24 protein-coding genes are annotated in these 22,623 nt (G+C 71.0%); 9 read left to right on the forward strand and 15 right to left on the reverse strand.

Annotated features, from left to right (window positions below):
* Positions 1-27: 27 nt before the first annotated feature.
* From J2Y42_RS16380 to J2Y42_RS16395, 4 genes are read right to left on the reverse strand one after another with little or no spacing between them, the layout of a single operon-like run.
* Complete coding sequence (locus tag J2Y42_RS16380) at positions 28-897, reverse strand: aminoglycoside phosphotransferase family protein (RefSeq protein WP_309860593.1); 870 nt, start codon at positions 895-897, stop codon at positions 28-30.
* A 7-nt stretch (positions 898-904) separates the two neighbouring features.
* Positions 905-1,657, reverse strand: a complete 753-nt coding sequence (locus J2Y42_RS16385; protein WP_309860594.1) for a pyrimidine reductase family protein — start codon at positions 1,655-1,657, stop codon at positions 905-907.
* Positions 1,650-2,594, reverse strand: coding sequence for a dihydropteroate synthase (gene folP / locus J2Y42_RS16390; protein ID WP_309860596.1), 945 nt, complete (start codon positions 2,592-2,594; stop codon positions 1,650-1,652). Before folP ends, J2Y42_RS16385 begins: the two co-directional genes overlap by 8 nt.
* Positions 2,548-3,768: an FAD-dependent oxidoreductase gene (locus J2Y42_RS16395; protein WP_309860598.1), complete on the reverse strand. Its 1,221-nt coding sequence runs from the start codon at positions 3,766-3,768 to the stop codon at positions 2,548-2,550. The genes folP and J2Y42_RS16395 overlap by 47 nt, the downstream gene beginning before the upstream one ends.
* A 103-nt stretch (positions 3,769-3,871) precedes the next feature.
* On the opposite strand from J2Y42_RS16395, the gene J2Y42_RS16400 reads away from it, so the two are divergent.
* Together J2Y42_RS16400 and J2Y42_RS16405 are read left to right on the forward strand one after the other, a co-directional pair.
* Positions 3,872-4,564, forward strand: a complete 693-nt coding sequence (locus J2Y42_RS16400) for a response regulator transcription factor (RefSeq protein WP_018191755.1) — start codon at positions 3,872-3,874, stop codon at positions 4,562-4,564.
* A 59-nt stretch (positions 4,565-4,623) separates the two neighbouring features.
* Entirely contained in the window at positions 4,624-6,324 is a 1,701-nt protein-coding gene (locus tag J2Y42_RS16405) for a HAMP domain-containing sensor histidine kinase (protein ID WP_309860605.1), read from the forward strand.
* Positions 6,325-6,336: 12 nt separating this feature from the next.
* Here J2Y42_RS16405 and J2Y42_RS16410 read toward each other — a convergent pair whose 3' ends face one another.
* From J2Y42_RS16410 to J2Y42_RS16430, 5 genes are all read right to left on the reverse strand, one after another.
* Positions 6,337-6,993, reverse strand: a complete 657-nt coding sequence (locus J2Y42_RS16410; protein WP_309860607.1) for a hypothetical protein — start codon at positions 6,991-6,993, stop codon at positions 6,337-6,339.
* 187 nt (positions 6,994-7,180) lie between these two features.
* On the reverse strand, positions 7,181-8,800 hold the full coding sequence (gene groL / locus J2Y42_RS16415) for a chaperonin GroEL (protein ID WP_309860609.1): 1,620 nt from the start codon (positions 8,798-8,800) through the stop codon (positions 7,181-7,183).
* A gap of 194 nt (positions 8,801-8,994) precedes the next feature.
* Positions 8,995-9,198, reverse strand: a complete 204-nt coding sequence (locus J2Y42_RS16420; protein WP_018191758.1) for a cold-shock protein — start codon at positions 9,196-9,198, stop codon at positions 8,995-8,997.
* A gap of 168 nt (positions 9,199-9,366) precedes the next feature.
* A complete protein-coding gene (locus J2Y42_RS16425) occupies positions 9,367-9,915 on the reverse strand; it encodes a LytR C-terminal domain-containing protein (protein ID WP_309860612.1) in 549 nt (182 codons plus the stop codon).
* A gap of 21 nt (positions 9,916-9,936) precedes the next feature.
* Entirely contained in the window at positions 9,937-10,248 is a 312-nt protein-coding gene (locus J2Y42_RS16430; protein ID WP_309860614.1) for a DUF3263 domain-containing protein, read from the reverse strand.
* 181 nt (positions 10,249-10,429) lie between these two features.
* Between J2Y42_RS16430 and msrB the strand changes: the two genes are divergently transcribed.
* The gene (gene msrB / locus J2Y42_RS16435; RefSeq protein ID WP_309860616.1) at positions 10,430-10,855 is read left to right on the forward strand and encodes a peptide-methionine (R)-S-oxide reductase MsrB; all 426 of its coding nucleotides are present in this window, start codon (positions 10,430-10,432) and stop codon (positions 10,853-10,855) included.
* Positions 10,855-11,436 (forward strand): nitroreductase family protein, encoded by a 582-nt coding sequence (locus tag J2Y42_RS16440; protein WP_309860618.1) that lies wholly within the window; start codon positions 10,855-10,857, stop codon positions 11,434-11,436. The genes msrB and J2Y42_RS16440 overlap by 1 nt, the downstream gene beginning before the upstream one ends.
* Here J2Y42_RS16440 and J2Y42_RS16445 read toward each other — a convergent pair.
* The 5 genes from J2Y42_RS16445 to pdhA are packed head-to-tail and all read right to left on the reverse strand — an operon-like array spanning position 11,433 to position 16,070.
* On the reverse strand, positions 11,433-12,383 hold the full coding sequence (locus J2Y42_RS16445; protein WP_309860621.1) for a DMT family transporter: 951 nt from the start codon (positions 12,381-12,383) through the stop codon (positions 11,433-11,435). The genes J2Y42_RS16440 and J2Y42_RS16445 overlap by 4 nt on opposite strands.
* Positions 12,384-12,415: 32 nt before the next feature.
* Complete coding sequence (locus tag J2Y42_RS16450) at positions 12,416-12,538, reverse strand: hypothetical protein (protein ID WP_309860622.1); 123 nt, start codon at positions 12,536-12,538, stop codon at positions 12,416-12,418.
* A 15-nt stretch (positions 12,539-12,553) separates the two neighbouring features.
* On the reverse strand, positions 12,554-13,864 hold the full coding sequence (locus tag J2Y42_RS16455; RefSeq protein ID WP_309860624.1) for a dihydrolipoamide acetyltransferase family protein: 1,311 nt from the start codon (positions 13,862-13,864) through the stop codon (positions 12,554-12,556).
* A complete protein-coding gene (locus J2Y42_RS16460; protein ID WP_309860626.1) occupies positions 13,861-14,913 on the reverse strand; it encodes an alpha-ketoacid dehydrogenase subunit beta in 1,053 nt (350 codons plus the stop codon). Before J2Y42_RS16460 ends, J2Y42_RS16455 begins: the two co-directional genes overlap by 4 nt.
* Positions 14,910-16,070, reverse strand: coding sequence for a pyruvate dehydrogenase (acetyl-transferring) E1 component subunit alpha (pdhA, locus tag J2Y42_RS16465; protein WP_309860627.1), 1,161 nt, complete (start codon positions 16,068-16,070; stop codon positions 14,910-14,912). The genes J2Y42_RS16460 and pdhA overlap by 4 nt, the downstream gene beginning before the upstream one ends.
* Before the next feature lie 127 nt (positions 16,071-16,197).
* Here pdhA and J2Y42_RS16470 point away from each other — a divergent pair, with 127 nt between their 5' ends.
* The 4 genes from J2Y42_RS16470 (at position 16,198) to J2Y42_RS16485 (ending at position 20,126) form a co-directional block, all read left to right on the forward strand.
* Entirely contained in the window at positions 16,198-16,626 is a 429-nt protein-coding gene (locus tag J2Y42_RS16470; RefSeq protein WP_018191768.1) for an Lrp/AsnC family transcriptional regulator, read from the forward strand.
* A gap of 688 nt (positions 16,627-17,314) precedes the next feature.
* Positions 17,315-18,499 carry an acetyl-CoA C-acyltransferase gene (locus tag J2Y42_RS16475; RefSeq protein WP_309860629.1) on the forward strand — a complete coding sequence of 395 codons (1,185 nt, stop codon included), beginning with the start codon at positions 17,315-17,317 and terminating at the stop codon, positions 18,497-18,499.
* Positions 18,496-19,242: an enoyl-CoA hydratase/isomerase family protein gene (locus J2Y42_RS16480; protein ID WP_309860631.1), complete on the forward strand. Its 747-nt coding sequence runs from the start codon at positions 18,496-18,498 to the stop codon at positions 19,240-19,242. The genes J2Y42_RS16475 and J2Y42_RS16480 overlap by 4 nt, the downstream gene beginning before the upstream one ends.
* Entirely contained in the window at positions 19,239-20,126 is an 888-nt protein-coding gene (locus tag J2Y42_RS16485; RefSeq protein ID WP_309860633.1) for a 3-hydroxyacyl-CoA dehydrogenase family protein, read from the forward strand. The genes J2Y42_RS16480 and J2Y42_RS16485 overlap by 4 nt, the downstream gene beginning before the upstream one ends.
* Here J2Y42_RS16485 and J2Y42_RS16490 read toward each other — a convergent pair.
* Positions 20,101-20,502 (reverse strand): PaaI family thioesterase, encoded by a 402-nt coding sequence (locus J2Y42_RS16490; RefSeq protein WP_018191772.1) that lies wholly within the window; start codon positions 20,500-20,502, stop codon positions 20,101-20,103. The genes J2Y42_RS16485 and J2Y42_RS16490 overlap by 26 nt on opposite strands.
* 36 nt (positions 20,503-20,538) lie before the next feature.
* Between J2Y42_RS16490 and paaZ the strand changes: the two genes are divergently transcribed.
* A complete protein-coding gene (gene paaZ / locus J2Y42_RS16495; RefSeq protein ID WP_309860635.1) occupies positions 20,539-22,605 on the forward strand; it encodes a phenylacetic acid degradation bifunctional protein PaaZ in 2,067 nt (688 codons plus the stop codon).
* Positions 22,606-22,623: the final 18 nt, after the last annotated feature.

Here is a 22,623-nt window from a genome sequence, read left to right on the forward strand (position 1 = left end):
GCGTTCAGTGGGCGGGCGGCGGCGGGGTCAGCGCAGGAGGCGGGCGAGGGTTGCGCGCGCCTCGGGGTCTGCGGGGCGGTCGCGGAGGGTGATCGCGGCCTTCCAGAGTGCCCAGCCGCGCGCCCGCGACCAGGTGTCGTCGTCGAGGCCGACGGTCTCGACGAACGCGTCGCGTGCCGTGCCCTCGAACATCGTCCAGGCGGGCACGAGGTCGCAGGCGGGGTCTCCGACGCCGGACGTGCCGAAGTCGATCACCGCGCACAGGGCGCCCGACGCATCCGTCAGCAGATTGCCCGGCGCGACGTCGCCGTGGAACCAGACCGGCACACGGCCCCAGCGGGATGCGGTGGCCTCGTCCCAGAGGCCACGCGCGCGGTCGGCGTCGGCGGCCGGGAGCAGGGTGAACGCGGCGAGCGCCTCCTCGCCGTACACCTCCGGCGGAGCGCCGCGGAAGAAGTTGTGCGTCCCCGGCTCGGGCGCTCCGCCGGTGGGCGCCTCCCGCAGGGCGACGAGAAACCGCCCGATCGCTTCGGCGAGCACCGCATCCCGCGACACATCGCCGAGCAGCACCACCGGTCGGCCGGGCAGCCAGCGGTACACCGACCAGGGCAGCGGGTACTCCTCCGTCGGTGCGCCCTCGGCGACGGGCTGCGGGATGGGCAACGGCAGCAGCGGGGCGAGCCGCGGCAGCCACTCCTGCTCCTTCGCGACCTGCTCGCGGTAGCCCGCGGCGCTCGGCAGACGGACGCTCAGCTCGTCGCCGAGCCGGAACGTCCGGTTGTCCCAGCCGTCGTGTTCCACCGGTCGGATGGGCAGCCCCCGCCACTGCGGGAACTGCGCGTCGACGAGGCGACGCACCACACCCGCGTCGATGACCGGACGCAGCTCGGCGGCCACAGCCTCCTCAGCCCCGGACATACCGCAGCAGCAGCGTGTCATCCCCCGCCAGCGTGTGCGCCAACCGCAGCCCGAGCGGGGCGATGGGAGCCGCCCCCGTCGCGATCCGCGACGATGTCCCGCCCTCGAGGCGCGGACTGAGGGTCAGGCACAGCTCGTCGACCGCGCGCGCGGCGATCAGGTCGGCGAACAGGTGCGGACCTCCTTCGCAGTGGATGCGCGTGAGCCCGCGCTCGTGCAGCACCCGCAGTCCGCGCTCGGCCTGCACGCGCTCCCGACCGCAGACCACGACGTCCGCGACCTCCGACAGCGTCTCGCGCGCCTCCGGCCGCGACAGCTCGGTCGTGAGGATGATCGGCCGCTCGGGGGCGTCCTGGAAGATCGAGCTGCGCGGGTCCAGGTCGAGCCCGGCAGACACGATCGCGAAGACCGGATGCGCGGTCATCCCCGCTCCGCTGCGGGCGCGCGCCGACTCCGGCGCGACGCGCATAGCGCCGTACCCTTCGGCACGAACGGTGCCCGCGCCGACCAGCACGACGTCGCAGAGGCGCCGCAGCAGCTCGAACACCCGGCTGTCCACATCGTTGGACAGCCCGCCCGAGAGCCCCTGATGGGTGGCCGCGCCGTCGGCACTGCTGACGAAGTTGACCCGCAGCCACGGATCGCCCGTCCCCTCCCGGTACAGGGCCGTGATGTCGTCGTCGGTCAGCTCGGTCTGCGACGGCAGCGGCGACAGGCGGTGGATGGCGGGCTCACTCATTCACGTCTCCCATGTTGTGCTTCAGGTAGGCGGGCTGGCGGAGGCCCAGCACGGCCTCGGTCATGCGCACGGCGGCGACGGAGGCGCGGACGTCGTGCATCCGCACGATCCGTGCACCGTTGACGATGCTGATGACGGCGGCCGCGAGCGACCCCTCCAGCCGCTCAGAGCGCGGGGCGTCGAGCGTCTCGCCGATGAAGTCCTTGTTCGAGACCGCGGCGAGGGTCGGATAGCCGAGGTCCGCGATCTCACTCAGCCGGCGCGTCAGCTCGAGCGAGTGCAGCGTGTTCTTGTTGAGGTCGTGGCCGGGGTCGACGATGATCCGCTCCTCCGGGATGCCCGCGGCCTCGGCGCGCTCGACGCGGTCGAGCAGGAACGCGGACACCTCGCTCACCACATCCCCATACAGCGGCTTCGGATACGGGCGCCGCGGCTCGGCGAGGCTGTGCGTGATGACCAGGGTGGCCTCGCTGTCGGCGACGACCCGCGGAAGCTCGGGATCGCGCAGCCCGGTGGTGTCGTTGATGACGGTCGCTCCGGCGGCGATGGCTTCCCGGGCGACGGCCGCGTGGAAGGTGTCCACCGAGATGACGACGTCCGACCCGGCCCGCAGCGCCGCCACGACCGGGACGACGCGCTCGATCTCCTCCTCCACCGGCACCGGCTCGCCCGGGGCGAAGGGCGCCCCGCCGATGTCCACCCAGTCGGCGCCGAGCGCGACGGCCTCGAAGCACGCATCGACCGCCCGGTCGAACGCGTAGGTGCGGCCCTGGTCGAAGAACGAGTCGGGCGTGCGGTTCACCACGGCCATGACCGCGACCTGCCGCGAGAAGTCGAAGGTGCGCGCGCCGATCCGGCGGACGGGCACGCGCAGCGGCGGCAGGTACGGCTCAGAGCGCGGCAAGGTCGACGTCCTGATCGGCCAAGCAGTCCGCATCCACGTGCTCCCCCAGCCGGATGAGGCGCTGGATGTCGTCCTGCACGTCCCACACGTTCACGTTCATGCCCGCCACCACCCGGTCGTTGCGCAGCCAGAAGGCGATGAACTCGCGGGCGTCGACATCGCCCCGGAACACCACGCGGGCGCCGGCGGTGAGGGGGCCGTAGCCCGAATACTCCATGCCCAGATCGTATTGGTCGGAGTAGAAGTACGGGATGTCGTCGTACGACGCGCGCTCGCCCAGGATGGCGTGGGCGGCGACCTTTCCGCTGGCGATCGCGTTCGCCCAGTGCTCGCTGCGGAGGTGGCGGCCGATCGCGGGAAGGAAGGGATTCGCGACGTCGCCGACGGCGTAGACGTCGTCGATGCTGGTCCGCATCGCCTTGTCGGTGAGCACGCCCTCCGCGACCGCTGCGCCGGACCGCTCGGCCACCAGGCTGTTCGGCGACGCCCCGACACCGGCGACGACCACATCGGCGGGGATGCGCTCCCCCGATGCGAGCACGACGTGCTGTTCTTCGCCGCCGTCGACGCCGACCACCTTCGCGCCGTTGCGGAACGCGACCCCGTTGTCCCGGTGCAGCCGCTCGAAGACGCCGCCGAGCTCGCGGCCGATGGCCCCGCTCAGCGGGACCGCCGAGTGACCGATGACGGTCACGTCGTTGCCGTACCCGCGGGCCGCCGCCGCGACCTCCATGCCGATCCACCCCGACCCGACGATCACGACGCGCCGGCCGCCGACCTCCAGCGCCACGCGAAGCCAGGCGGAGTCCTCGCGCGTCCGGAGCGGGAACACCGCGCCGTGGCCGCTGCCCGGAACACCGAGCGGGCGCGCTCGCGCCCCGGTGGCGAGGACGAGGCTGTCGTAAGTGATCCGGCCGCCGTCCGACACGAACAGCTCGTGGGCGTCCGCCTCGAACGAACCCGCCTCGACGTTCGGGATGAACTCGACCGCGTTGTCCGCGTACCACTCGGCGGGATGCACGTCCGCATCCTCGATGCCGCCCTCGCCCTTCAGGTACTCCTTCGACAGCGGCGGGCGGATGTACGGCCGGTGCTCCTCTGCCCCGAGCAGCAGGATGCGGCCGCCGAAACCGCGCTCACGGAGCTCCGTGGCGACGGTCGCGCCGGCCAGGCCGGCACCGGCGATCACGACAACGGGTTCAGACATGTTCTCAGCATCCACTCTTCACACTGCGGGCGCCAGACCTGCGCACCAAGGGCGCACCGACGGCTCACAGGTAAGACCCAGCCGACGCGCAGATACTGTCTGCATGAACGCAGGACCCCGCATTCTCATCGTCGACGACGAGCCGAACATCCGCGACCTCCTCACCACCAGTCTCCGTTTCGCCGGGTTCGCCGTCCGTGCGGTCGGGAACGGCGCGCAGGCGATCTCCGCGGTCCTCGAAGAGGAGCCCGACCTCATCATCCTCGACGTCATGCTGCCGGACATGAACGGCTTCGGCGTCACCAAGCGTCTCCGCGGCGCCGGCTACACCGCGCCCATCCTGTTCCTCACGGCGAAGGACGACACCGAGGACAAGATCACCGGCCTCACCGTCGGCGGCGACGACTACGTCACCAAGCCGTTCAGCCTCGATGAGATCGTCGCCCGCATCAAGGCCATCCTGCGCCGCACGATGCAAGCCGACGAAGACGCGGTCATCCGCGCCGGCGAGCTGACGATGGACCAGGACACCCACGAGGTCTTCGTCGGCGACACCCCCATCGAGCTCAGCCCCACCGAGTTCAAGCTGCTGCGCTACCTCATGCTCAACCCGAACCGAGTGCTCTCGAAGGCGCAGATCCTCGACCACGTCTGGGAGTACGACTTCAACGGCGACGCTGGCATCGTGGAGTCGTACATCTCGTACCTGCGCCGCAAGGTGGATGCGCACTCCAGCGAGCCGCTCATCCAGACCAAGCGCGGATTCGGCTACATGCTGAAGGCCGCGAAAGCCTGAGGTGCGCACCGGGAGCACACATGCCCGGCACAGCATCCCCCGCTTAGACTGACGGCCTGATGCACTCACGTCTGCTCGACCGCTGGAACGCGATCTCCCTGCGCGCGAAGATCACGGGCGTGACCGTGCTCATGCTGACGCTCGGGCTGCTCGTGACCGGCATCGGAACGATGTCGATGCTGAAGCCGGTGCTCCTCGACCAGCTGGATGCGCAGCTCTCGGCCGCGTCCGGCGCGTCCTACCTGAACACGTACCTGTTCACCCCGACGTCCAACGAGGACCAGATCGCGACCGACTCGAGTCCGTCGGACTATTTCGCGGCGCTGTACAACTCCAGCGGCAAGCTGGTGAAGACGAACTGGTCGAATATCCCGTACGCGCACCGGCCGGCGATTCCATCCACGCTGACTCTCCCCGAAGCGAAGAGTATGAACGGCGGCTTCCCGCTTACGAGCAACGACGGCCGCACCACCTACCGCGCTCTCGCGACGACGCAGACCTTCGAGGGCAGCGGCGAGCTGGCCACCGCGATCGTCGCGACGACGACATCGCAGATCGACACGGTGATGGCGAGCTTCCTGGCGATCTTCCTCGGCTTCGGCGTGATCGTGATCGTGGTCGGCGCCGGCCTGACCCGGATGCTCGTCACGACGACGTTCTCGCCGCTGCGCGAAGTGGAGCAGACCGCGGCGGCCATCGCCGACGGAGACTTCAGCCAGCGCCTCGGCGGCGCGACCCCGAACACGGAGGTCGGGCGCCTCAACCGCTCCCTCAACACCATGCTGAACCGCATCGACCGCGCGTTCAGCGACCGCGCCCGCACAATCGAGCAGATGCGGCGCTTCGTCGGCGACGCCTCGCACGAACTCCGCACCCCTCTGGTCTCGGTCCGCGGCTACGCCGAGCTGTACCGGATGGGCGCACTCCAGACGCCCGAGGACGTTGCGCAGGCGATGGACCGCATCGAGAAGGAGGCGATCCGCATGGGCGTGCTCGTGGAGGACCTCCTCGAGCTCGCCCGCCTCGACGAGACCAAGCCGCTCGACCTGCACCGCGTCGACCTGGTGAAGATCGCGCAGGACGCGGCGATGGATGCGATGGCCGGATCCCCCGGACGCGTCGTCAGCGTGCTCACCCCCGAGCCCCTTCCGCCGCAGGACGACGACGCCACGGAGCCGGGTCTCGACACCGTGCCGATGACCATTCCGGAGAGCGATGCGCGCCCGGCGAACGCCACCGGCCCGATCGCGTTCGCTGGATCGGCGCTCGCCCGCCTGCGCCGCGGTCGCAGCCGCCGCGGGACGACCGAGCCGCTGCCCATCACGACGGCCGAGAAGGTGGTGCTCACGCAGCCCGCCCCGTCGGAGCCCGCGATCGTCATGGCGGAGGAGAACAAGCTCCGCCAGGTCATCACCAACCTGATGGGCAACGCGCTGCGCTACACGCCGGAGGGCAGCCCCATCGAGATCGCGGTGCAGATCGACCACCGCACCGAGCGCGGCATCATCGAGGTCCGCGACCACGGCGAGGGCATCCCGCCGCAGATCCGCGAGAAAATCTTCCAGCGGTTCTGGCGCGCCGACACGTCGCGCGCCCGCGAGACGGGCGGAAGCGGCCTCGGCCTCGCGATCGTCTCCTCCATCGTCGCCGCCCACAACGGCACGGTCGACGTGGTCGACACCGAGGGAGGCGGCGCCACGTTCCGCGTCTCGCTGCCGCTGGCCGGCTCCCCCGCCTCGCCGAAGCCGCTCACGCCGTAGCGCTCGCGTCGCCTAGGGTCGCTCGGTGTTGAGACCGTTGATGGCCTGAGCGATTTGCTGGATGCGTTCTGCCTTGTAGTACGGAAGCAGCACGACGCCCGCGGACCAGACCGGAAGCGCATTGATGACCGCGGTACGACCGCCAACGGATGCTCGAATCTCGAGCGTGTTCATGACGTACAGGCCCTGTTGGGCCTTGCCCACCGTCGCAGTCCAGCCGTGAGGAAGCGGGATGCGAGCGAGCACCCTCGGCCGGCCACCGAGACCGAAGAAGGTTCCGCCGTACACTCGCAGCTCCTTCCCGTCGCACCAGAGTTCGGCCCAGATGTTGCCCCACATGTGATGCGTTTCACCTCCAGCTGCCGTGCTCATGTCGGCAAGCTGCTGCGCAGTCTCCGGATAGACGGACAAAGTGCAGACCGACGCAGCGGGATGACTGCGAGAGAGGAGGCGCCTCCGTCGCGAGCTCCTGATGGCGGGTATACCCAGCAGGACGGTCAACAGGGCGATCGCGCCGACGATACCGATGACGAGTGACCATCCGTCAACGTGTCCGTCGGCGATAGCTGCTGTGAACCGCCACACCCCAAGGCCGCCGATTCCGAGTGCCGCGATCGGCCAGCCGAGGGCGTGTCCCCACGCGGGCTGCGAGCGTGCAGTGCCACTCATCGGCGATCGCCCTCCTTCGCGGCTCGCTCATGACATGCCGCTGACCACCGACCAGTCTCCCGCATCGGCGCTACCAGCGAGGCGACCGCCACGTGGTCGTGTGCCGACGTCCGAGGCATCGCGACCGCCGCAATGCGAAGAGGGCGCCTCCCCGATGGGGAGACGCCCTCTGTGCGTGGTGCGGGACTTAGAAGTCCATGCCTGCGCCCGGGTCGCCGACCGGAGCCGGGTTCTTCTCGGGCTTGTCGGCGACGACGGCCTCGGTGGTGAGGAACAGGCCCGCGATCGACGCGGCGTTCTGCAGCGCCGAGCGGGTGACCTTCACCGGGTCGTTGATGCCGGAGGCCAGCATGTCGACGTACTCGCCGGTCGCGGCGTTGAGGCCGTGGCCGACCGGGAGGTTGCGGACCTTCTCGACGACGACGCCGGCCTCGAGGCCCGCGTTGATCGCGATCTGCTTCAGCGGAGCCTCGATGGCGACCTTGACGATGTTGGCGCCGGTCGCCTCGTCACCGGTGAGCTCCAGCTTCTCGAAGGCGGTCTTGCCGGCCTGGATGAGGGCGACGCCACCACCGGCGACGATGCCCTCCTCGACGGCGGCCTTCGCGTTGCGGACAGCGTCCTCGATGCGGTGCTTGCGCTCCTTGAGCTCGACCTCGGTGGCCGCGCCCGCCTTGATGACGGCGACGCCGCCGGCGAGCTTGGCGAGGCGCTCCTGCAGCTTCTCGCGGTCGTAGTCCGAGTCGGTCGACTCGATCTCGTTGCGGATCTGCTGCACGCGGCCGGCGATGGCCTCCGGGTCGCCGGAGCCCTCGACGATCGTGGTCTCGTCCTTGGTGATGACGACCTTGCGGGCCTGACCGAGCAGGTCGAGGGTGACGTTCTCCAGCTTGAGACCGACCTCCTCGGAGATGACCTGACCACCGGTGAGGATCGCGATGTCCTGCAGCATGGCCTTGCGGCGGTCGCCGAAGCCCGGAGCCTTGACGGCGACGGACTTGAAGATGCCGCGGATCTTGTTGACGATCAGGGTCGCGAGGGCCTCGCCGTCGACGTCCTCAGCGATGATGAGGAGCTGCTTGCCGGCCTGGATCACCTTGTCGACGATCGGCAGGAGGTCCTTGATGTTGCTGATCTTCTGGTTGGCGATGAGGATGTACGGGTCCTCGAACACCGCCTCCTGGCGGTCCTGGTCCGTCACGAAGTACTGCGACAGGAAGCCCTTGTCGAAGCGCATGCCCTCGGTGAGCTCGAGCTCGGTGCCGAAGGTGTTCGACTCCTCGACGGTGACGACGCCCTCCTTGCCGACCTTGTCGATCGCCTCGGCGATGATCTCGCCGATGGTGGTGTCGCCGGCGGAGATGGACGCGGTGGCCGCGATCTCCTCCTTGGTCTCGACCTCCTTGGCGGAGGCGATGAGCTCGTCGGTGACCGCCGCGACGGCCTTCTCGATGCCGCGCTTCAGGGTGATCGGGTCAGCGCCGGCCGCGACGTTCCGCAGGCCCTCCTTGACCAGGGCCTGGGCGAGGACGGTGGCGGTGGTGGTGCCGTCACCGGCGACGTCGTCGGTCTTCTTCGCGACCTCCTTGACGAGCTCCGCGCCGATCTTCTCGTACGGGTCGTCGAGCTCGATCTCCTTCGCGATGGAGACGCCATCGTTGGTGATGGTCGGGGCGCCCCACTTCTTCTCGAGGACGACGTTACGACCGCGCGGGCCCAGGGTCACCTTGACCGTGTCGGCCAGGGTGTTCAGGCCGCGCTCGAGGCCGCGGCGCGCATCCTCGTTGAAAGCAATGATCTTTGCCATGTGTTTCTCGTCCCTCCCGGACGTGTGCGAAAGATTCCGTCTATTAGCACTCGATCAGATGGAGTGCTAAAGCGATTCTGGCACTCACCGCTGTCGAGTGCAAGATCACTCCGCGACCGGCGAACACCGGCAGCAACGGCGAAGCGCCGCCCCCGATGGGGACGGCGCTCCGCAGATTCGTTGCTTCGACGGGCTCAGGCCAGCCGCACCGACTCGGCCTGGGGGCCCTTCTGCCCCGTGCCGACCTCGAACACGACCTGCTGGCCCTCTTCGAGAACCTTGTATCCGTTCATGTCAATCGCGGAGTAATGAACGAAAACGTCCTGTCCCCCTCCATCGACGGTGATGAAGCCGTAGCCCTTCTCAGCGTTGAACCACTTCACGGTCCCGTTCGCCATGCATTACTCCCATTGCTGTGTCGCTCGCGCGATCCGTCGCCGCACGTTGACCCCGATCCTAATGCTTTCAATAGGCGGCGACGCCAGAGATTTCGCGAATCGATTCCGAAATGAGGCAAAAGTTAAACACGCGCGAAACAAAGGGAACGAGCGGCCGTTGAGCCCGGATCAGCCCTGATAGTTCGCGCCGATCACGACGGTGATGTCCGCGCCCGTGTCATCGAAGGCGTTGCTCTGCTGGATGGTCGCGCCCGGCAGCGACTGGACGACACCGAGGGCGGCTGCCTGATTGGCCGGGTTGCCGTAGTAGACGATGGTCGTCGCCAGGTCGCTGCGGTCGGCGTTGGCGAGGCCGGAGACCGTCCAGCCCGCCGCCTTGAGCTTGTCGCCGACGGTCTGCGCCAGGCCTTCCGTCGACGTGCCGTTCAGCACGTTGACCTGCAGCGCCGGGTTGACCGTCGGAACGATCGTCGGAGTCGGGGTGGCGGTCGGCGTCTGCGAACGGGACGCCGAGGCGGCCGGCCCGTGGAACGAGATGTTCCCGTTGATGACGGAGAGACCGAAGATGCCGGCGCCGACCAGGACGATCGTGGCGAGGGCGGCCCATCCGACGGCCATCCAGACCCGGCCCCGCGGGCGCGGCGCCCGGTGCGCGCCGACGCGGTTCAGGTCGTCGGGGATCTCGTCGAACCTGTCGCGGGGGTACTTCTCAGCCATCGGGGGATGCGGTCCTCGGGTTCAGTCGCCGGACGGGAGGGTCCGTGCGTGTCGGGCGGCCAGCCTCGCCTCGCGCAGCCGCAGCAGCCTCTTGACGAGCATGGGGTCGTGGCGGAGAGCGGCCGGGCGGTCGATCAGCGCACCGAGCAACTGATAGTACCGAGCCGCCGAGAGACCGAACTCCTCGCGGATGGCCTGCTCCTTGGCTCCGGCGTGACGCCACCACTGGCGTTCGAACGCGAGGATCGCGGCATCCCGATCGCTCAGCTGGTCCGTGTCCGACGGCTCGCGGTCGACCGCAGGCCGTTCGTCGGCTGACCGGGTCACGCGCACCGCCTTCCCTCGTCACGGACGCCGGACGGTGCCGGACATGCCGGTCGCGCCCCGCGCTCGCGCATCATCCTAGGGCGCAGGCCCTGTGTGTTCCCCGTTTCCTCCCGGCACGTCGCGGGACGAAACGGGAACAGCCGTCGCGGCGACGCCGTTTAGTCTGGTGACGACGAAAGGGAGAGGCATGGCACAGAACGAGACGGCCCAGGACGGATACACGGTCTCCAAGAGCGAGAACGAGTGGCGTGAGGAGCTCACCCCCGAGCAGTACGCGGTGCTGCGGGAGGCCGGGACGGAGCGCCCGTGGACCGGCGAGCTGCTCGACGAGAGCCGCGCCGGCCTGTACACCTGTGCGGCGTGCGGCGCCGAGCTGTTCAAGTCGGGCACCAAGTTCGACTCGGGGTGTGGCTGGCCGAGCTTCTACGAGTCCGTCCGCCCGGAGGCCGTGCAGCTGATCGAGGACACCAGCCTCGGCATGGTCCGCACCGAGGTGCGCTGCGCCTCCTGCGGTTCGCACCTCGGACACGTCTTCCCCGACGGCTTCGGCACGCCCACCGGCGACCGCTACTGCATGAACTCGCTCTCGCTGAACTTCACGCCGGAGTCCTGATGACGACAGGCGCGACGGCCGCTGGCGACGCCGGCGACCTCGCCGACCGCGTCGCCGCGCGCCGGTCGTACTCGCGGGTGACGCCGGACGCGCCGACCCACGAGGAGCTGCTGCCCCTGGTGGCGGCGGCCGGCCGGGTCGCCGACCACAGCGCGCTGCACCCGTGGCGTCTCATCGAGCTCCGCGGAGACGCGCGGCTGCGGCTCGGCCAGGCGTTCGTGCGGGATGCGAAGGCGACCGGATCGGAGGCGGAGAAGCTCGCATCCAAGCCGCTGCGCTCCTCACTCTTGATCGCGATCGTGTCCGTGCGGACGAAGAGCGAGAAGGTTCCCGGCTGGGAGCAGGATGCCGTGGCGTCGGGCGTCGCCCACATCCTGAGCCTGCTGCTCCACGACGCGGGCTGGGGCGTGATGTGGCGGACCGGCCACCACACCCGGTCGAAGGCGGTGCACCGGATGCACGGGCTGAAGAAGAACGAACGGCTGCTCGGCTGGCTGTACGTCGGCGGAATCCCCGCGGACAGCAAGGAGGGACACCGCCGGTCGCTCGATCCCGAGCGGTTCCTGACGGCCCTGGACTAAGCGGGCTGCCGCCGCCAGCCCCAGCGGATGCTGGCGACGGCGACCGCGACGATCGCGAGCAGTGTGCCGCCGATCGTCGAGAACGCGAGGACGTGGCCCGCGGTCGGCAGGAGCAGGTCGAGCAGGAGCGCGGAGACCAGCTGGCCTGCGACGGTTGCGAGCCCGAGCAGCAGCACGCCCGTGATCCGCACCAGGAACGCGGTCACCCCGATGAAGATGCACCCGATCGCGCCGCCGACGTAGAGCCACGGCTCCGCCGGGAGGCGTGCGGGAAGTCCGGCCAGCGCCCAGTGGCCGAACATGAGCACCACGAGGACCGCGGTGCCGACCGCGAAGTTGATGAATGTCGCGGTCAGGGCGCTCTCGGCGACGACGCGGACCTGCCCGTTGACGGCCTGCTGCCAGCCGGTGCCGAGACCCGCGATGAACGGGAGCAGCATCATCCACACCGGGGCGCTACCGCCGAACTGCGCCGATACGGCCCAGGTGACGGCGACGAGGGCGAGCAGTGCTCCGACGAGGCGCGCGGCCGTCAGAGGACGCCGGCCACCCGGACCGAGCCCGACGCGGTCGAGCACCAGCCCGCTGATGGTCTGACCGGCCACCACGGCGACCGTGAACAGCGCGACGCCGAGCGCGGCCGCCGTGAGGCCCTGCGAGAGCACCAGGAACGAGCCGGCCGCACCGCCCAGCACGTACCACCAGCGCAGGCCGCGACCGCGGAGGGCGTCGCGCACGCGGGCCAGACCGCGTCGACCGGCGGGCACGATGGCCAGCGCGACCGTGAGGATCACGAGCCCGGAGCCGAACGAGATGGCCGCGGCGGTGAAACCGTCGCCGAGCCGGCTGCCCAGCTCACCGTTGATGCGCGACTGCAGCGCGACGAGGGCACCACAGAGCAGGGCCAGGACGAGTGCGAGCCAGAGCGGGAACGAGCGAGGGGTCACTCCCCCAAGCCTAGGGCCGCGGCGGGGTCGGCTCAGGGCGCCGGGGCCTCGCCGTCCGTCGGCTCCGGCTTCGGCAGCCAGTCGATGTTCTCCTCGGGCGCGACCTCCTTCTCCGCGGTGAGGTCGTAGTCGTCGTCGTTCTTCTTGTCGCTCATGCGGCCACCATACGCTCAGCCTCCGACGGCGCCGGGCGTGTCCGCCAGCGCGCCGAGCGGCGACTCGATCGCGTCCGCGATGTCGCGTAGGAACCCGGCCGCGACTCCCCCGTCGGTGACCCGGTGATCGAACACGAGCGACAGCTGCAAAATGCGGCGGGGCACGATCGCGCCGTCCACCACCCACGGCCGCTCGATCGCCCGGCCGAGGCCGAGGATGGCGACCTCCGGGTGATTGATGATCGCGGCGCTGCCGTCGACGCCGAGGCTCCCGTAGTTGTTGATCGTGAACGTCGAGCCTGCGAGGTCGGCGGGCGGGAGAGTCCCTTCACGGGCCGCTTGCGCAAGACGGTCGAGCTCCGCATCCAGCTCGCGCACGGAGAGCCGGTCGGCCCGGCGGACGACCGGGACGAGGAGCCCGCGGTCGGTATCGGCGGCGAAGCCCAGGTTGACGCCCTCGAACAGCTGGAGGCCCTGCCCGTCGGCCGTGACGCGCCCCGCGAGCTCGGGGTGGCGCGCGAGCGCGGTGAGGGCGAACCGGGCCACGAAGGAGAGGAACGAGGGGGCGCGGCCCGTGCGGGCGAGGCGGCGGCGGCCGTCCCACAGCTCGGTCGCATCCACATCCACCCACACCGTCGCCTCGGGGATCTCGGCGCGGCTGCGCGACATCGTCTCGGCGACCGTTCGGCGCAGGCGGGAGAACGCGGTCGTCTCGCGCACCGCGAGGCCGGTGCGCGGGTCGGTCTGAGCGGTATCCGGCGAAACCGACGACGGGGATGCGGTGGATGCGCGGGCCGGCACCTGCGCGCGCGCCGACAGCGCCGCCTCCACGTCGTGCCGCGTGACGACGCCGTCCGGGCGGCCCGGGCGGAGGGTCGAGAGGTCGATCCCGTGGCTGCGGGCGAGCGCGCGGACGACCGGCGAGACGACCGGGACGACGTGCGGGCGCGGCGGTGTGACGGCGGTCGCGCGCGGCGGCTCGAGCGTCGTCGTACGCGAGGCGCGGGGGCGACGACCGGCGTGCGCCGTCGTGCCGTACCCCACCAGCACCGCGCCCGAACCGCTGGAGGTCGCCGACGCTTCCGCCGGCTCCTCCACCTCGATCAGCGGGGCGCCGACCAGGATGTTCTCGCCCTCGGCGCCGTGCAGAGCAGTCACCCGACCGGCATACGGCGACGGCACCTCGACGACGGACTTCGCCGTCTCGACCTCGGCGATCGGCTGGTCCGTCACGACGGTATCGCCGACCGCGACCAACCAGCGCACGAGCTCGGCGTCGGTCAGCCCCTCGCCGAGGTCCGGGAGGGTGAACACCCGCGTGGTCATGCGTCCTCCCACTGCAGCGCATCCACCGCATCCAGCACGCGGTCGACGTCGGGCAGGTAGAACCTCTCGAGCTTGGGCGGCGCGAAGGGGGTGTCGAACCCGGTCACCCGATGCACCGGCGCGAGCAGGTGGTGGAAGCAGCGCTCCGACACGCGCGCCACGATCTCGGCCGCCATGCTGGCGAAACCGGGAGCCTCCGCCACGACGACCGCTCGGCCGGTGCGGCGGACCGCAGCGCACACGGTCTCGTCGTCGAACGGGACGAGCGACCGCAGGTCGACGACCCCGATACTGCGGCCGTCCTCCGCGGCCGCCTCGGCCGCGGCGAGCGCGACCGGGACGGACGGGCCGTAGGCGATGAGGGTCACGTCGTCGCCCTCCCGCGCGACGCTCGCGCGGCCGATCTCGGGGAGCGGCGCCTCAACATCCACCTCGCCCGTCGACCAGTACAGCTTCTTCGGTTCGAGGAAGATGACCGGGTCGGGATGCGCGATGGCGGCGCGCAGCAGCCCGTACGCGTCTTGCGGGGTCGCGGGCGACACCACCGTCAGGCCGGGCGTGTGCACGTAGTACGCCTCCGACGAGTCGGAGTGGTGCTCCACCCCGCCGATGCCGCCGGCGTACGGGATGCGCACCACCATCGGAAGGCGCACACGGCCCTGCGTGCGGTTGCCCATCTTGGCGACGTGGTCGACGATCTGCTCGAAAGCCGGATACGCGAAGGCGTCGAACTGCATCTCGACGATCGGGCGCATCCCGTTCATGGCCATGCCGACCGCCGTGCCGACGATGCCGGACTCGGCCAGCGGGGTGTCGAAGCAGCGGCTCTCGCCGAAGCGGGCGGTGAGCCCGTCGGTGATGCGGAAGACGCCGCCGAGCGCGCCGACGTCCTCGCCGAAGACGACCACGGACGGGTCGGCGGCGAGGGCGTCGGCGAGGGCGCGGTTCAGGGCCTGCGCCATCGTCATGGTGACGGGCGCGGTGGATGCTTCCTGCGGCGGTTCGGCGCCGGCCGGGCGTTCGGCGGGAGCGTCGTGCATGAGCGTCATCGTGCGGCCTCCTGGCTGGTCTGGCCCGCATGGCCCGCGCGGCCCGCGTCGGCGGCGCGGAGCTCGGCGGCGAGCTGCTCGGCCTGCTCGCGCAGCTGCGGGGTCGGCGTGGCGTAGACGTGGGCGAACAGGTCTTCGGGATGCGGCTCGGCGTCGGCCATGATCGCCGTGCGGAGGTCCGCGGCGACCCGCTCCGCGTGGGCGTGCGCCTCGGCGTCGTCGCCCTCGGTGAGGACTCCCTGCGCCGTCAGCCAGGCGCGCAGCCGGAGCAGCGGGTCGCGCGCGAGCCACGGCTCCACCTCGTCGGAGGTGCGGTAGCGGGTGGCGTCGTCGGCGTTGGTGTGCGACTTGACCCGGTAGGTGACCGCCTCGACGAGCGTCGGGCCACCTCCCTCCCGCGCCTCCTCGACGGCCTGCCCGAGCACCGCGAGCAGAGCGGCGAGGTCGTTGCCGTCGACGAGGCGCCCGCGCATCCCGTAGCCGACGCCCTTGTGCGCCAGGCTCGGCGCGGCGGTCTGCCGGCTGAGGGGCACCGAGATCGCGTAGCCGTTGTTCTGCACCAGGAAGACCACGGGCAGGTGGAAGACGGCGGCGAAGTTGAGCGCCTCGTGGAAGTCGCCCTCACTCGTCGCGCCGTCGCCGCACATCGCGAGCACCACGGTGTCCTCGCCGCGGAGGCGGGCGGCGTGGGCGAAGCCGACGGCGTGGAGCAGCTGGGTCGCCAGCGGCGTCGCCTGGGGGGCCACGCGGTGCCGGTTGGGGTCGTAACCGGAATGCCAATCGCCGCGGAGCAGCACGAAAGCCTCGAACGGGTCGACGCCGCGCGCGATCACGGCGACGGTGTCGCGGTAGGTCGGGAACAGCCAGTCCTGCTCGCCGAGCACCATCGCCGCGGCGATCTCGCAGGCCTCCTGACCGTGCGACGACGGATAGACCGCGAGCCGGCCCTGGCGGACAAGGGCGTCGGCTTGGTCGTTGAGGCGGCGGGCGAGGACGAGGCGGCGGTAGCCGTCGCGCAGGGTGTCCTGATCGGGGACGCGCTCGGGCGCCAGGGCGGCGTGGCCGCTCAGGTCAGCGGACCCGTCCTGGTCGATGAGCCGCAGCGGGGTGTCGCCCGGCAGCAGGTCGTCCGCGCGCAGCGGTGCGTCGGCGTGCATCCGTTCTCCTTTGAAAGACGTCGCTCATCATCAGGATGACTTCGCTGGACCCCGGACGCTACGGGTGCGCCGGAACCGAGACGAATGGATGCGCGGAGCGCGTTCGAGTGCCAGACTGTCCAGCACCATGGACGACATCGACGTACGCATCCTGGACGCTCTGCGCGCCGACGGCCGCGCCTCCATCACCGCGGTCGCGGAGGCGGCGCACGTGTCGCGCGCGAACGCGTACGCGCGGCTCTCTCGGCTCGTGTCGGACGGCGTGATCACCGGCTTCACGGCGAAGGTCGACCCGCGGCTGTCCGGGCGCCGGTCGTCGGCGTACGTGACCATGCGCGTGGAGCAGGCGGCCTGGCACGACCTCCGCGACCGCCTGCGACAGATCCCCGAGGTGGAGCACTTCGCGCTCGTCGGCGGCGACTTCGACGTCATCCTGCTGGTGCGGGCCCGGGACAACGAAGACCTGCGGCGGGTGGTGCTGGAGGAGCTGACGAGCATCCCGTCGGTACGGGACACGAAGACGTCGCTGGTGTTCGAGGACCACGACCAGCGGTAGGGACGCGCGGCGCCAGCGTAGGTGTGAAACGTTCGAAACTCCGACGCACCGCGGCCGGGACGGAGATACGCGCCGGAACCGGCGGAATCTCCGACCGGGCGCATCCACGCGCTTCCATCGGCGATGCGGGCGCCAGCGTCGGTATGAAACGTTCGAAACTCCGACGCGCCGCGGCTGTGATGGAGATACGAGCCGGAACCGGCGGAATCTCCGACCGGGCGCATCAACCCGCTTCCGTCGGCGACGCGAGCGCCAGCGTAGGTATGAAACGTTCGAAACTCCGACGCACCGCGGCTGTGACGGAGATACGCGCCAGGACCGGCGCGATCTCCGACCGGACGCATCCACCCCCTTCCGTCGGCGGTGCGAGCGCCAGCGTAGGTATGAAACGTTCGAAACTCCGACGCACCGCGGCCGGGACGGAGATACGCGCCACGACCGGCGGGATCTCCGACCGGACGCATCAACCCGCTTCCGTCGGCGATGCGGGCGCCAGCGTAGGTGTGAAACGTTCGAAACTCCGACGCGCCGCGGCCGGGATGGAGATTGGCGCCGGAACCGGCGGGATCTCCGACCGGGGCGGGCCGACGCGGCGACGGCGCGGGTTGCCCGTGGGCGGCGATTCTGCGACGATGCAATTGCTGAACGTTCGTTCGGTAATTCGTCGCGTTCGAGGAAGAGGGCAGCGATGGCGGAGGCCTACCTCGTCGGCGGGGTGCGCACCCCGGTCGGCCGCTACGGCGGAGCGCTCGCGGGAGTCCGTCCCGACGACCTCGCCGCGCTCGTCGTCGCCGAGGCCGTACGGCGGGCCGCCGCTCCCCGGGACGCCCTCGACGAGGTGATCCTGGGCGCCGCGAACCAGGCCGGCGAGGACAACCGCAACGTCGCGCGCATGGCCGTGCTGCTCGCCGGGCTGCCGGACGCGGTGCCGGCGATGACGGTCAACCGGCTGTGTGCATCCGGCTTGACCGCGGTCATCCAGGCCGCGCAGGCGATCCGGGCCGGGGATGCGGACCTGGTGGTGGCGGGCGGAGTCGAGTCGATGACCCGAGCGCCCTGGGTGCAGGCGAAGCCGGAGCGGCCGTGGGCGAAGCCCGGGCCGCAGTACGACACGTCGATCGGCTGGCGATTCACCAACCCGCGCCTGCTTGAACGCGATAAGGCGACCTACACGATGCCCGAGACGGCCGAGGAGGTCGCCCGGCTCGACGGCATCACACGGGAGGAGGCCGACGCCTTCGCCCTGGAGAGCCACCGGCGAGCCGTGGCCGCGGCCGACGGCGGACGGTTCGACGCCGAGCTGCTCCCCGTCGAGACCGCGGCCGGGACGGTCACCGCCGACGAGGGCATCCGCCGCGACACCGGGATGGATGCGCTGGCGCGTCTGAAGCCGGTCGTCGCGGGCGGCAGTGTGGTCACCGCGGGCAACGCATCGCCACTGAACGACGGAGCGTCCGCGATCGTGGTGGCGAGCGCAGCGGCCGTCGAGCGCTGCGGACTGCAGCCCCGGGCGCGCATCGTGGCCGCGGCCAGCGCCGGCGTCGCGCCGGAGATCATGGGCCTCGGTCCGGTTCCCGCGACGCAGAAGGTCCTCGCACGCGCCGGACTCGACGCCTCCGACCTCGGCGCGATCGAAATCAATGAGGCGTTCGCCAGTCAGGCCATCGCCTGCATCCGCCGCCTCGAGCTCGACCCCGCGGTCGTCAACGCGGAGGGCGGCGCCATCGCCCTCGGCCACGCGCTCGGGTCGAGCGGGTCGCGCATCCTCGTCACCCTGCTCGGCCGGATGGAGCGGGAGGGGGCACGACGCGGGCTCGCGACCATGTGCGTGGGCGTCGGCCAGGGCACCTCGCTGATCGTGGAGGCGGTATGACCGGGTACAGCACTCTCGCGGTCGAGGAGCGCGGCGACCGGGTCGTGGTCACGCTCGACCGGCCGGAGCGCCGCAATGCGATCGACCAGCAGATGGTGGACGAGCTGCACCGCGTGTGCGCGACGCTGGAAATGCAGCCGCGCATCCTCATCCTCACCGGTTCGGGCGGCGTGTTCGCCTCCGGAGCCGACATCGCCGAGCTGCGAGAGCGCACCGCCGCCGACGCCGCGAGCGGCATCAACGACACGATCTTCACCCGCATCGCGATGCTGCCGATGCCGGTGATCGCCGCTCTCGACGGCTACGCGCTGGGCGGCGGAGCCGAACTCGCCTACGCCGCCGACCTGCGGATCGGCACCCCGCGACTCCGCATCGGCAACCCGGAGACCGGCCTCGGGATCATCGCCGCCGCCGGCGCGCTGTCGAGGCTGCCGGAGCTCGTCGGCCTGCCGCTCGCCACCGAGCTGGTGCTGACCGGGCGCATCCTCACCGGCGAGGAGGCGCTCGCAGCCGGACTCGTCGGCGACCTGTTCGAGCCGGGCGAGCTGCTCACGGCAGCCCACGCCCTGGCCGACCGCATCGCCGCGAACGACCCCCTGGCGACCCAGCTCACCAAGCGGGTGCTGCGCGAACCGGCCGAACGGCATCCTGCCGCCGAGCGTGAGGCGCAGGCGGTGCTGTTCGAGTCGCCGGAGAAGCGGCGGAGGATGACCGAGTTCCTGGAGCGGAGGGGCCGGAGATGAGCACGTCGGGGCTGCCCGAACGGGTCGCCGTCATCGGCGGCGGGCGGATGGGATCGGGGATCGCGCACGCGTTCCTCATGGCGGGTGCCGAGGTGACCGTCGTCGAGCAGAACGCGACCGCCGCGTCGGAGGCGCGGGAGCGCATCCTGACCGCCGTCGAGGGCAGCGTCCGCCGCGGCTCCCCAGCCCCCGACCCGGCGCGCCTGCTCGTCACCGTGACCTGGGAGGCTCTGAACGGCGCCGGCCTCGCGATCGAGGCGGTGCCCGAACTGCTCGACCTGAAGCGCGAAGCCCTGGCCCGCGCGGAGCAACTGCTGCCGGTGGATGCGGTGCTCGCCACGAACACCTCGTCCCTGTCGATCGACGCCCTGGCGGACGGCCTGACCCGGCCGGGCGCCTTCCTGGGGCTGCACTTCTTCAACCCGGTCCCCGCATCCACTCTCGTGGAGGTCGTGCTGGGTACCGCGACCGCCGCCACCGCCGGGGAGGCCGCCGAACGATGGGTGCGCGCGCTGGGCAAGACGGCGATCACCGTGCGCGACTCCCCCGGCTTCGCCTCCTCCCGCCTCGGGGTGCTGCTCGGGCTGGAGGCGATCCGCATGGTCGAGGAGGGCGTCGCCACCCCCGACGGCATCGACACGGCGATGGAGCTCGGCTACAAGCATCCCGTCGGTCCGCTGCGGCTCACCGACATGGTCGGGCTGGATGTGCGGCTCGACATCGCCGAGTACCTCGCCCGCGAGCTGGGGCCGCGTTTCGAGCCGCCGGAGCTGCTGCGGCGCATGGTGGATGAGGGGATGCTCGGCCGCAAGACCGGCCAGGGGTTCTTCGCCTGGGGCGAGGACGGGTCGCCGATCGCTACCGCTGGGGAGCGTCCACGATGAGGTTCGTGATGCGCGCCGTGCAGAGCCGGTTGCCGTCCTCGTCGGTGATGACGATCTCGTGCGAGGCGATGGTGCGGCCCAGCCGGATCGCGGTCGCCACCCCGGTCACGAGGCCCGACCGCGCCGCGCGATGGTGCGTCGCGTTGATGTCGACGCCGACCGCGCTGCGTCCGGGACCGGCGTGGATGACGGCCGCCCACGACCCGAGCGCCTCCGCGAACGCGACCGACGCGCCGCCGTGCAGCAGCCCGAACGACTGCCGGTTGCCCTCGACGGGCATCGTCGCCACCACGCGCTCCGCGGACTGCTCCAGGATGCGCACCCCCATCTTCACGTCGAGCTCACCCAGTTCGATCGTCCAGTCGCCGTCGGCCATGCCGCCAGCATACGCATCCACTCGAGGAGGCCTTCGATGATCCTGCCCAGTTACATCCGCGATGGATGGTGGACGCCAGAATCCGCGGTCGGTGCTGCCACGGAGGACGGCGTCGCCGAGGTGCTCGACGCCTCCACCGGCGCCGTCATCGCCCGGGTCAGCACCGCCGGCCTCGACCTCGCCGGCGCGCTCGACCACGCCCGGACCGTCGGACAGCGCTCCCTCGGCGCGTTGACGTTCCACCAGCGCGCCCTGCTGCTCAAGCAGCTTGCGCAGGCGCTCACCGAGCGCAAGGACGAGTTGTACGAGCTGTCGGCCCAGGCCGGCGCGACCCGGGCCGACGCCTGGATCGACGTCGACGGCGGCATCGGCGCGATGTTCACCTACGGCTCGAAGGGACGGCGCGAGCTGCCCAACGCGCAGGTCGTGCTCGACGGGCCCGCCGAGCAGCTGTCGAAGGACGGCAGCTTCCTCGGCCGCCACGTCTACACCCGGCTGCCGGGCGTCGCCGTGCAGATCAACGCCTTCAACTTCCCGGTCTGGGGGATGCTCGAGAAGCTCGCGCCCTCCTTCCTCGCCGGGATGCCGACGCTCGTCAAGCCGGCCACCCCGACCGCGTTCGTGGCCGAGGCCGCGGTGCGGATCATGGTCGAGTCCGGGCTCCTTCCCGCGGGCTCCCTGCAGCTGGTGAGCGGATCGGTCCCCGACCTGTTCGACCACCTGCGGCTCGGTGACCTGGTCGCGTTCACGGGGTCCGCATCCACCGCCGAACGCCTGAAGGCGCACGACTCGGTGCAGACCGGCGGGGTGCGGTTCACGAGCGAGACCGACTCGATCAACGCGTCGGTGCTCGGGCCGGATGCCGTCACCGGGACGCCGGAGTTCGACGCGTACGTGAAGGGGCTGGTCGTCGAGATGACGGCCAAGTCGGGGCAGAAGTGCACGGCCATCCGCCGGGCGATCGTTCCCACAGCGCTTGAGGGCGATGTGATCGCCGCGGTGCGCGACCGCATCGCCTCGCGCGTCGTGATCGGGGATCCGCGCGCCGAAGGCGTCACGATGGGGCCGCTCGCCTCGCGCACGCAGCGCGAGGAGGTGCTGCGGCAGGTGGGACGGCTCGTCGCGGCGGGCGGCGAGCTGGTGCTCGGTGGGCTCGACCAGCCGACCGTGGTCCGGGCCGACGGCACGACCGGCGTCGTTCCGGAGGGTGCCTTCGTCGCGCCGGTGCTGCTGCGGTTCGCCGACGCGTGGACGCCTGAGGCGCACACGGTCGAGGCGTTCGGGCCGGTCGCGAGCGTCCTGTCCTACGACACGGCGGAGGAAGCGGTCGCGCTGGTCGCGCGCGGCGGCGGGTCGCTCGTCACCAGCGTGGCTTCGCATGACCCGGAGTTCGCGCGCACGTTCGTGCTCGGCTCGGCGGCGTACAACGGCCGCGTCCTCGTGGTCGACCGCGACGACGCCCGCACCTCCACCGGACACGGCTCCCCCATGCCGCACCTCGTGCACGGAGGACCGGGTCGAGCGGGAGGCGGCGAGGAGCTGGGCGGGATCCGCGCGGTGCTGAACCACATGCAGCGGACGGCGCTGCAGGGGTCTCCCGATCTGCTCACCGCGATCACCGGGGTGTGGCATCCCGGTGCCGCCGCGTCGGCCGAGCCGCCGCATCCCTTCCGCAAGTCGCTGGCGACCCTGCGGATCGGCGACCAGGTGCAGTCCGGGTCGCGGCGGGTCACGCTCGACGACATCGAGACGTTCGCAACGTTCACCGGCGACACGTTCTACGCCCATATGGATGAGGAGGCCGCGGCCGCGAACCCGTTCTTCCCCGGGCGGGTGGCGCACGGGTATCTGCTCGTGTCGTGGGCGGCCGGGCTGTTCGTGGACCCGGCGCCGGGGCCGGTGCTCGCCAACTACGGGCTGGAGGACCTGCGGTTCCTGACGCCCGTCGTGCCCGGCGACAGCATCCGCGTCGCCCTGACGGCGAAGCAGATCACGCCGCGCGAGACCGACGACTACGGCGAGGTCCGATGGGATGCGCGCATCCTGAACCAGCACGACGAGCTCGTGGCCACCTACGACGTCCTGACCCTCGTAGCCAAATAGCCCCATCCACAAGCCAAC

It is taken from the genome of Leifsonia sp. 1010 (genome assembly GCF_031455295.1).
Taxonomy (GTDB): domain Bacteria; phylum Actinomycetota; class Actinomycetes; order Actinomycetales; family Microbacteriaceae; genus Leifsonia.

Bases quoted from the DNA above. Each gene is read 5' to 3' on its own strand.
- J2Y42_RS16400 (WP_018191755.1), top strand. From the start codon at position 3,872: ATGAACGCAGGACCCCGCATTCTCATCGTCGACGACGAGCCGAACATC.
- J2Y42_RS16460 (WP_309860626.1), bottom strand. From the start codon at position 14,913: ATGACGCTCATGCACGACGCTCCCGCCGAACGCCCGGCCGGCGCCGAA.
- J2Y42_RS16470 (WP_018191768.1), top strand. From the start codon at position 16,198: ATGGACGACATCGACGTACGCATCCTGGACGCTCTGCGCGCCGACGGC.
- folP (WP_309860596.1), bottom strand. From the start codon at position 2,594: ATGCGGACTGCTTGGCCGATCAGGACGTCGACCTTGCCGCGCTCTGAG.
- J2Y42_RS16420 (WP_018191758.1), bottom strand. From the start codon at position 9,198: ATGGCGAACGGGACCGTGAAGTGGTTCAACGCTGAGAAGGGCTACGGC.
- msrB (WP_309860616.1), top strand. From the start codon at position 10,430: ATGGCACAGAACGAGACGGCCCAGGACGGATACACGGTCTCCAAGAGC.
- J2Y42_RS16490 (WP_018191772.1), bottom strand. From the start codon at position 20,502: ATGGCCGACGGCGACTGGACGATCGAACTGGGTGAGCTCGACGTGAAG.
- J2Y42_RS16450 (WP_309860622.1), bottom strand. From the start codon at position 12,538: ATGAGCGACAAGAAGAACGACGACGACTACGACCTCACCGCGGAGAAG.
- J2Y42_RS16385 (WP_309860594.1), bottom strand. From the start codon at position 1,657: ATGAGTGAGCCCGCCATCCACCGCCTGTCGCCGCTGCCGTCGCAGACC.
- J2Y42_RS16455 (WP_309860624.1), bottom strand. From the start codon at position 13,864: ATGACCACGCGGGTGTTCACCCTCCCGGACCTCGGCGAGGGGCTGACC.
- J2Y42_RS16395 (WP_309860598.1), bottom strand. From the start codon at position 3,768: ATGTCTGAACCCGTTGTCGTGATCGCCGGTGCCGGCCTGGCCGGCGCG.
- groL (WP_309860609.1), bottom strand. From the start codon at position 8,800: ATGGCAAAGATCATTGCTTTCAACGAGGATGCGCGCCGCGGCCTCGAG.
- J2Y42_RS16485 (WP_309860633.1), top strand. From the start codon at position 19,239: ATGAGCACGTCGGGGCTGCCCGAACGGGTCGCCGTCATCGGCGGCGGG.
- J2Y42_RS16405 (WP_309860605.1), top strand. From the start codon at position 4,624: ATGCACTCACGTCTGCTCGACCGCTGGAACGCGATCTCCCTGCGCGCG.
- J2Y42_RS16480 (WP_309860631.1), top strand. From the start codon at position 18,496: ATGACCGGGTACAGCACTCTCGCGGTCGAGGAGCGCGGCGACCGGGTC.
- J2Y42_RS16410 (WP_309860607.1), bottom strand. From the start codon at position 6,993: ATGAGTGGCACTGCACGCTCGCAGCCCGCGTGGGGACACGCCCTCGGC.
- pdhA (WP_309860627.1), bottom strand. From the start codon at position 16,070: ATGCACGCCGACGCACCGCTGCGCGCGGACGACCTGCTGCCGGGCGAC.
- J2Y42_RS16425 (WP_309860612.1), bottom strand. From the start codon at position 9,915: ATGGCTGAGAAGTACCCCCGCGACAGGTTCGACGAGATCCCCGACGAC.
- J2Y42_RS16475 (WP_309860629.1), top strand. From the start codon at position 17,315: ATGGCGGAGGCCTACCTCGTCGGCGGGGTGCGCACCCCGGTCGGCCGC.
- paaZ (WP_309860635.1), top strand. From the start codon at position 20,539: ATGATCCTGCCCAGTTACATCCGCGATGGATGGTGGACGCCAGAATCC.
- J2Y42_RS16440 (WP_309860618.1), top strand. From the start codon at position 10,855: ATGACGACAGGCGCGACGGCCGCTGGCGACGCCGGCGACCTCGCCGAC.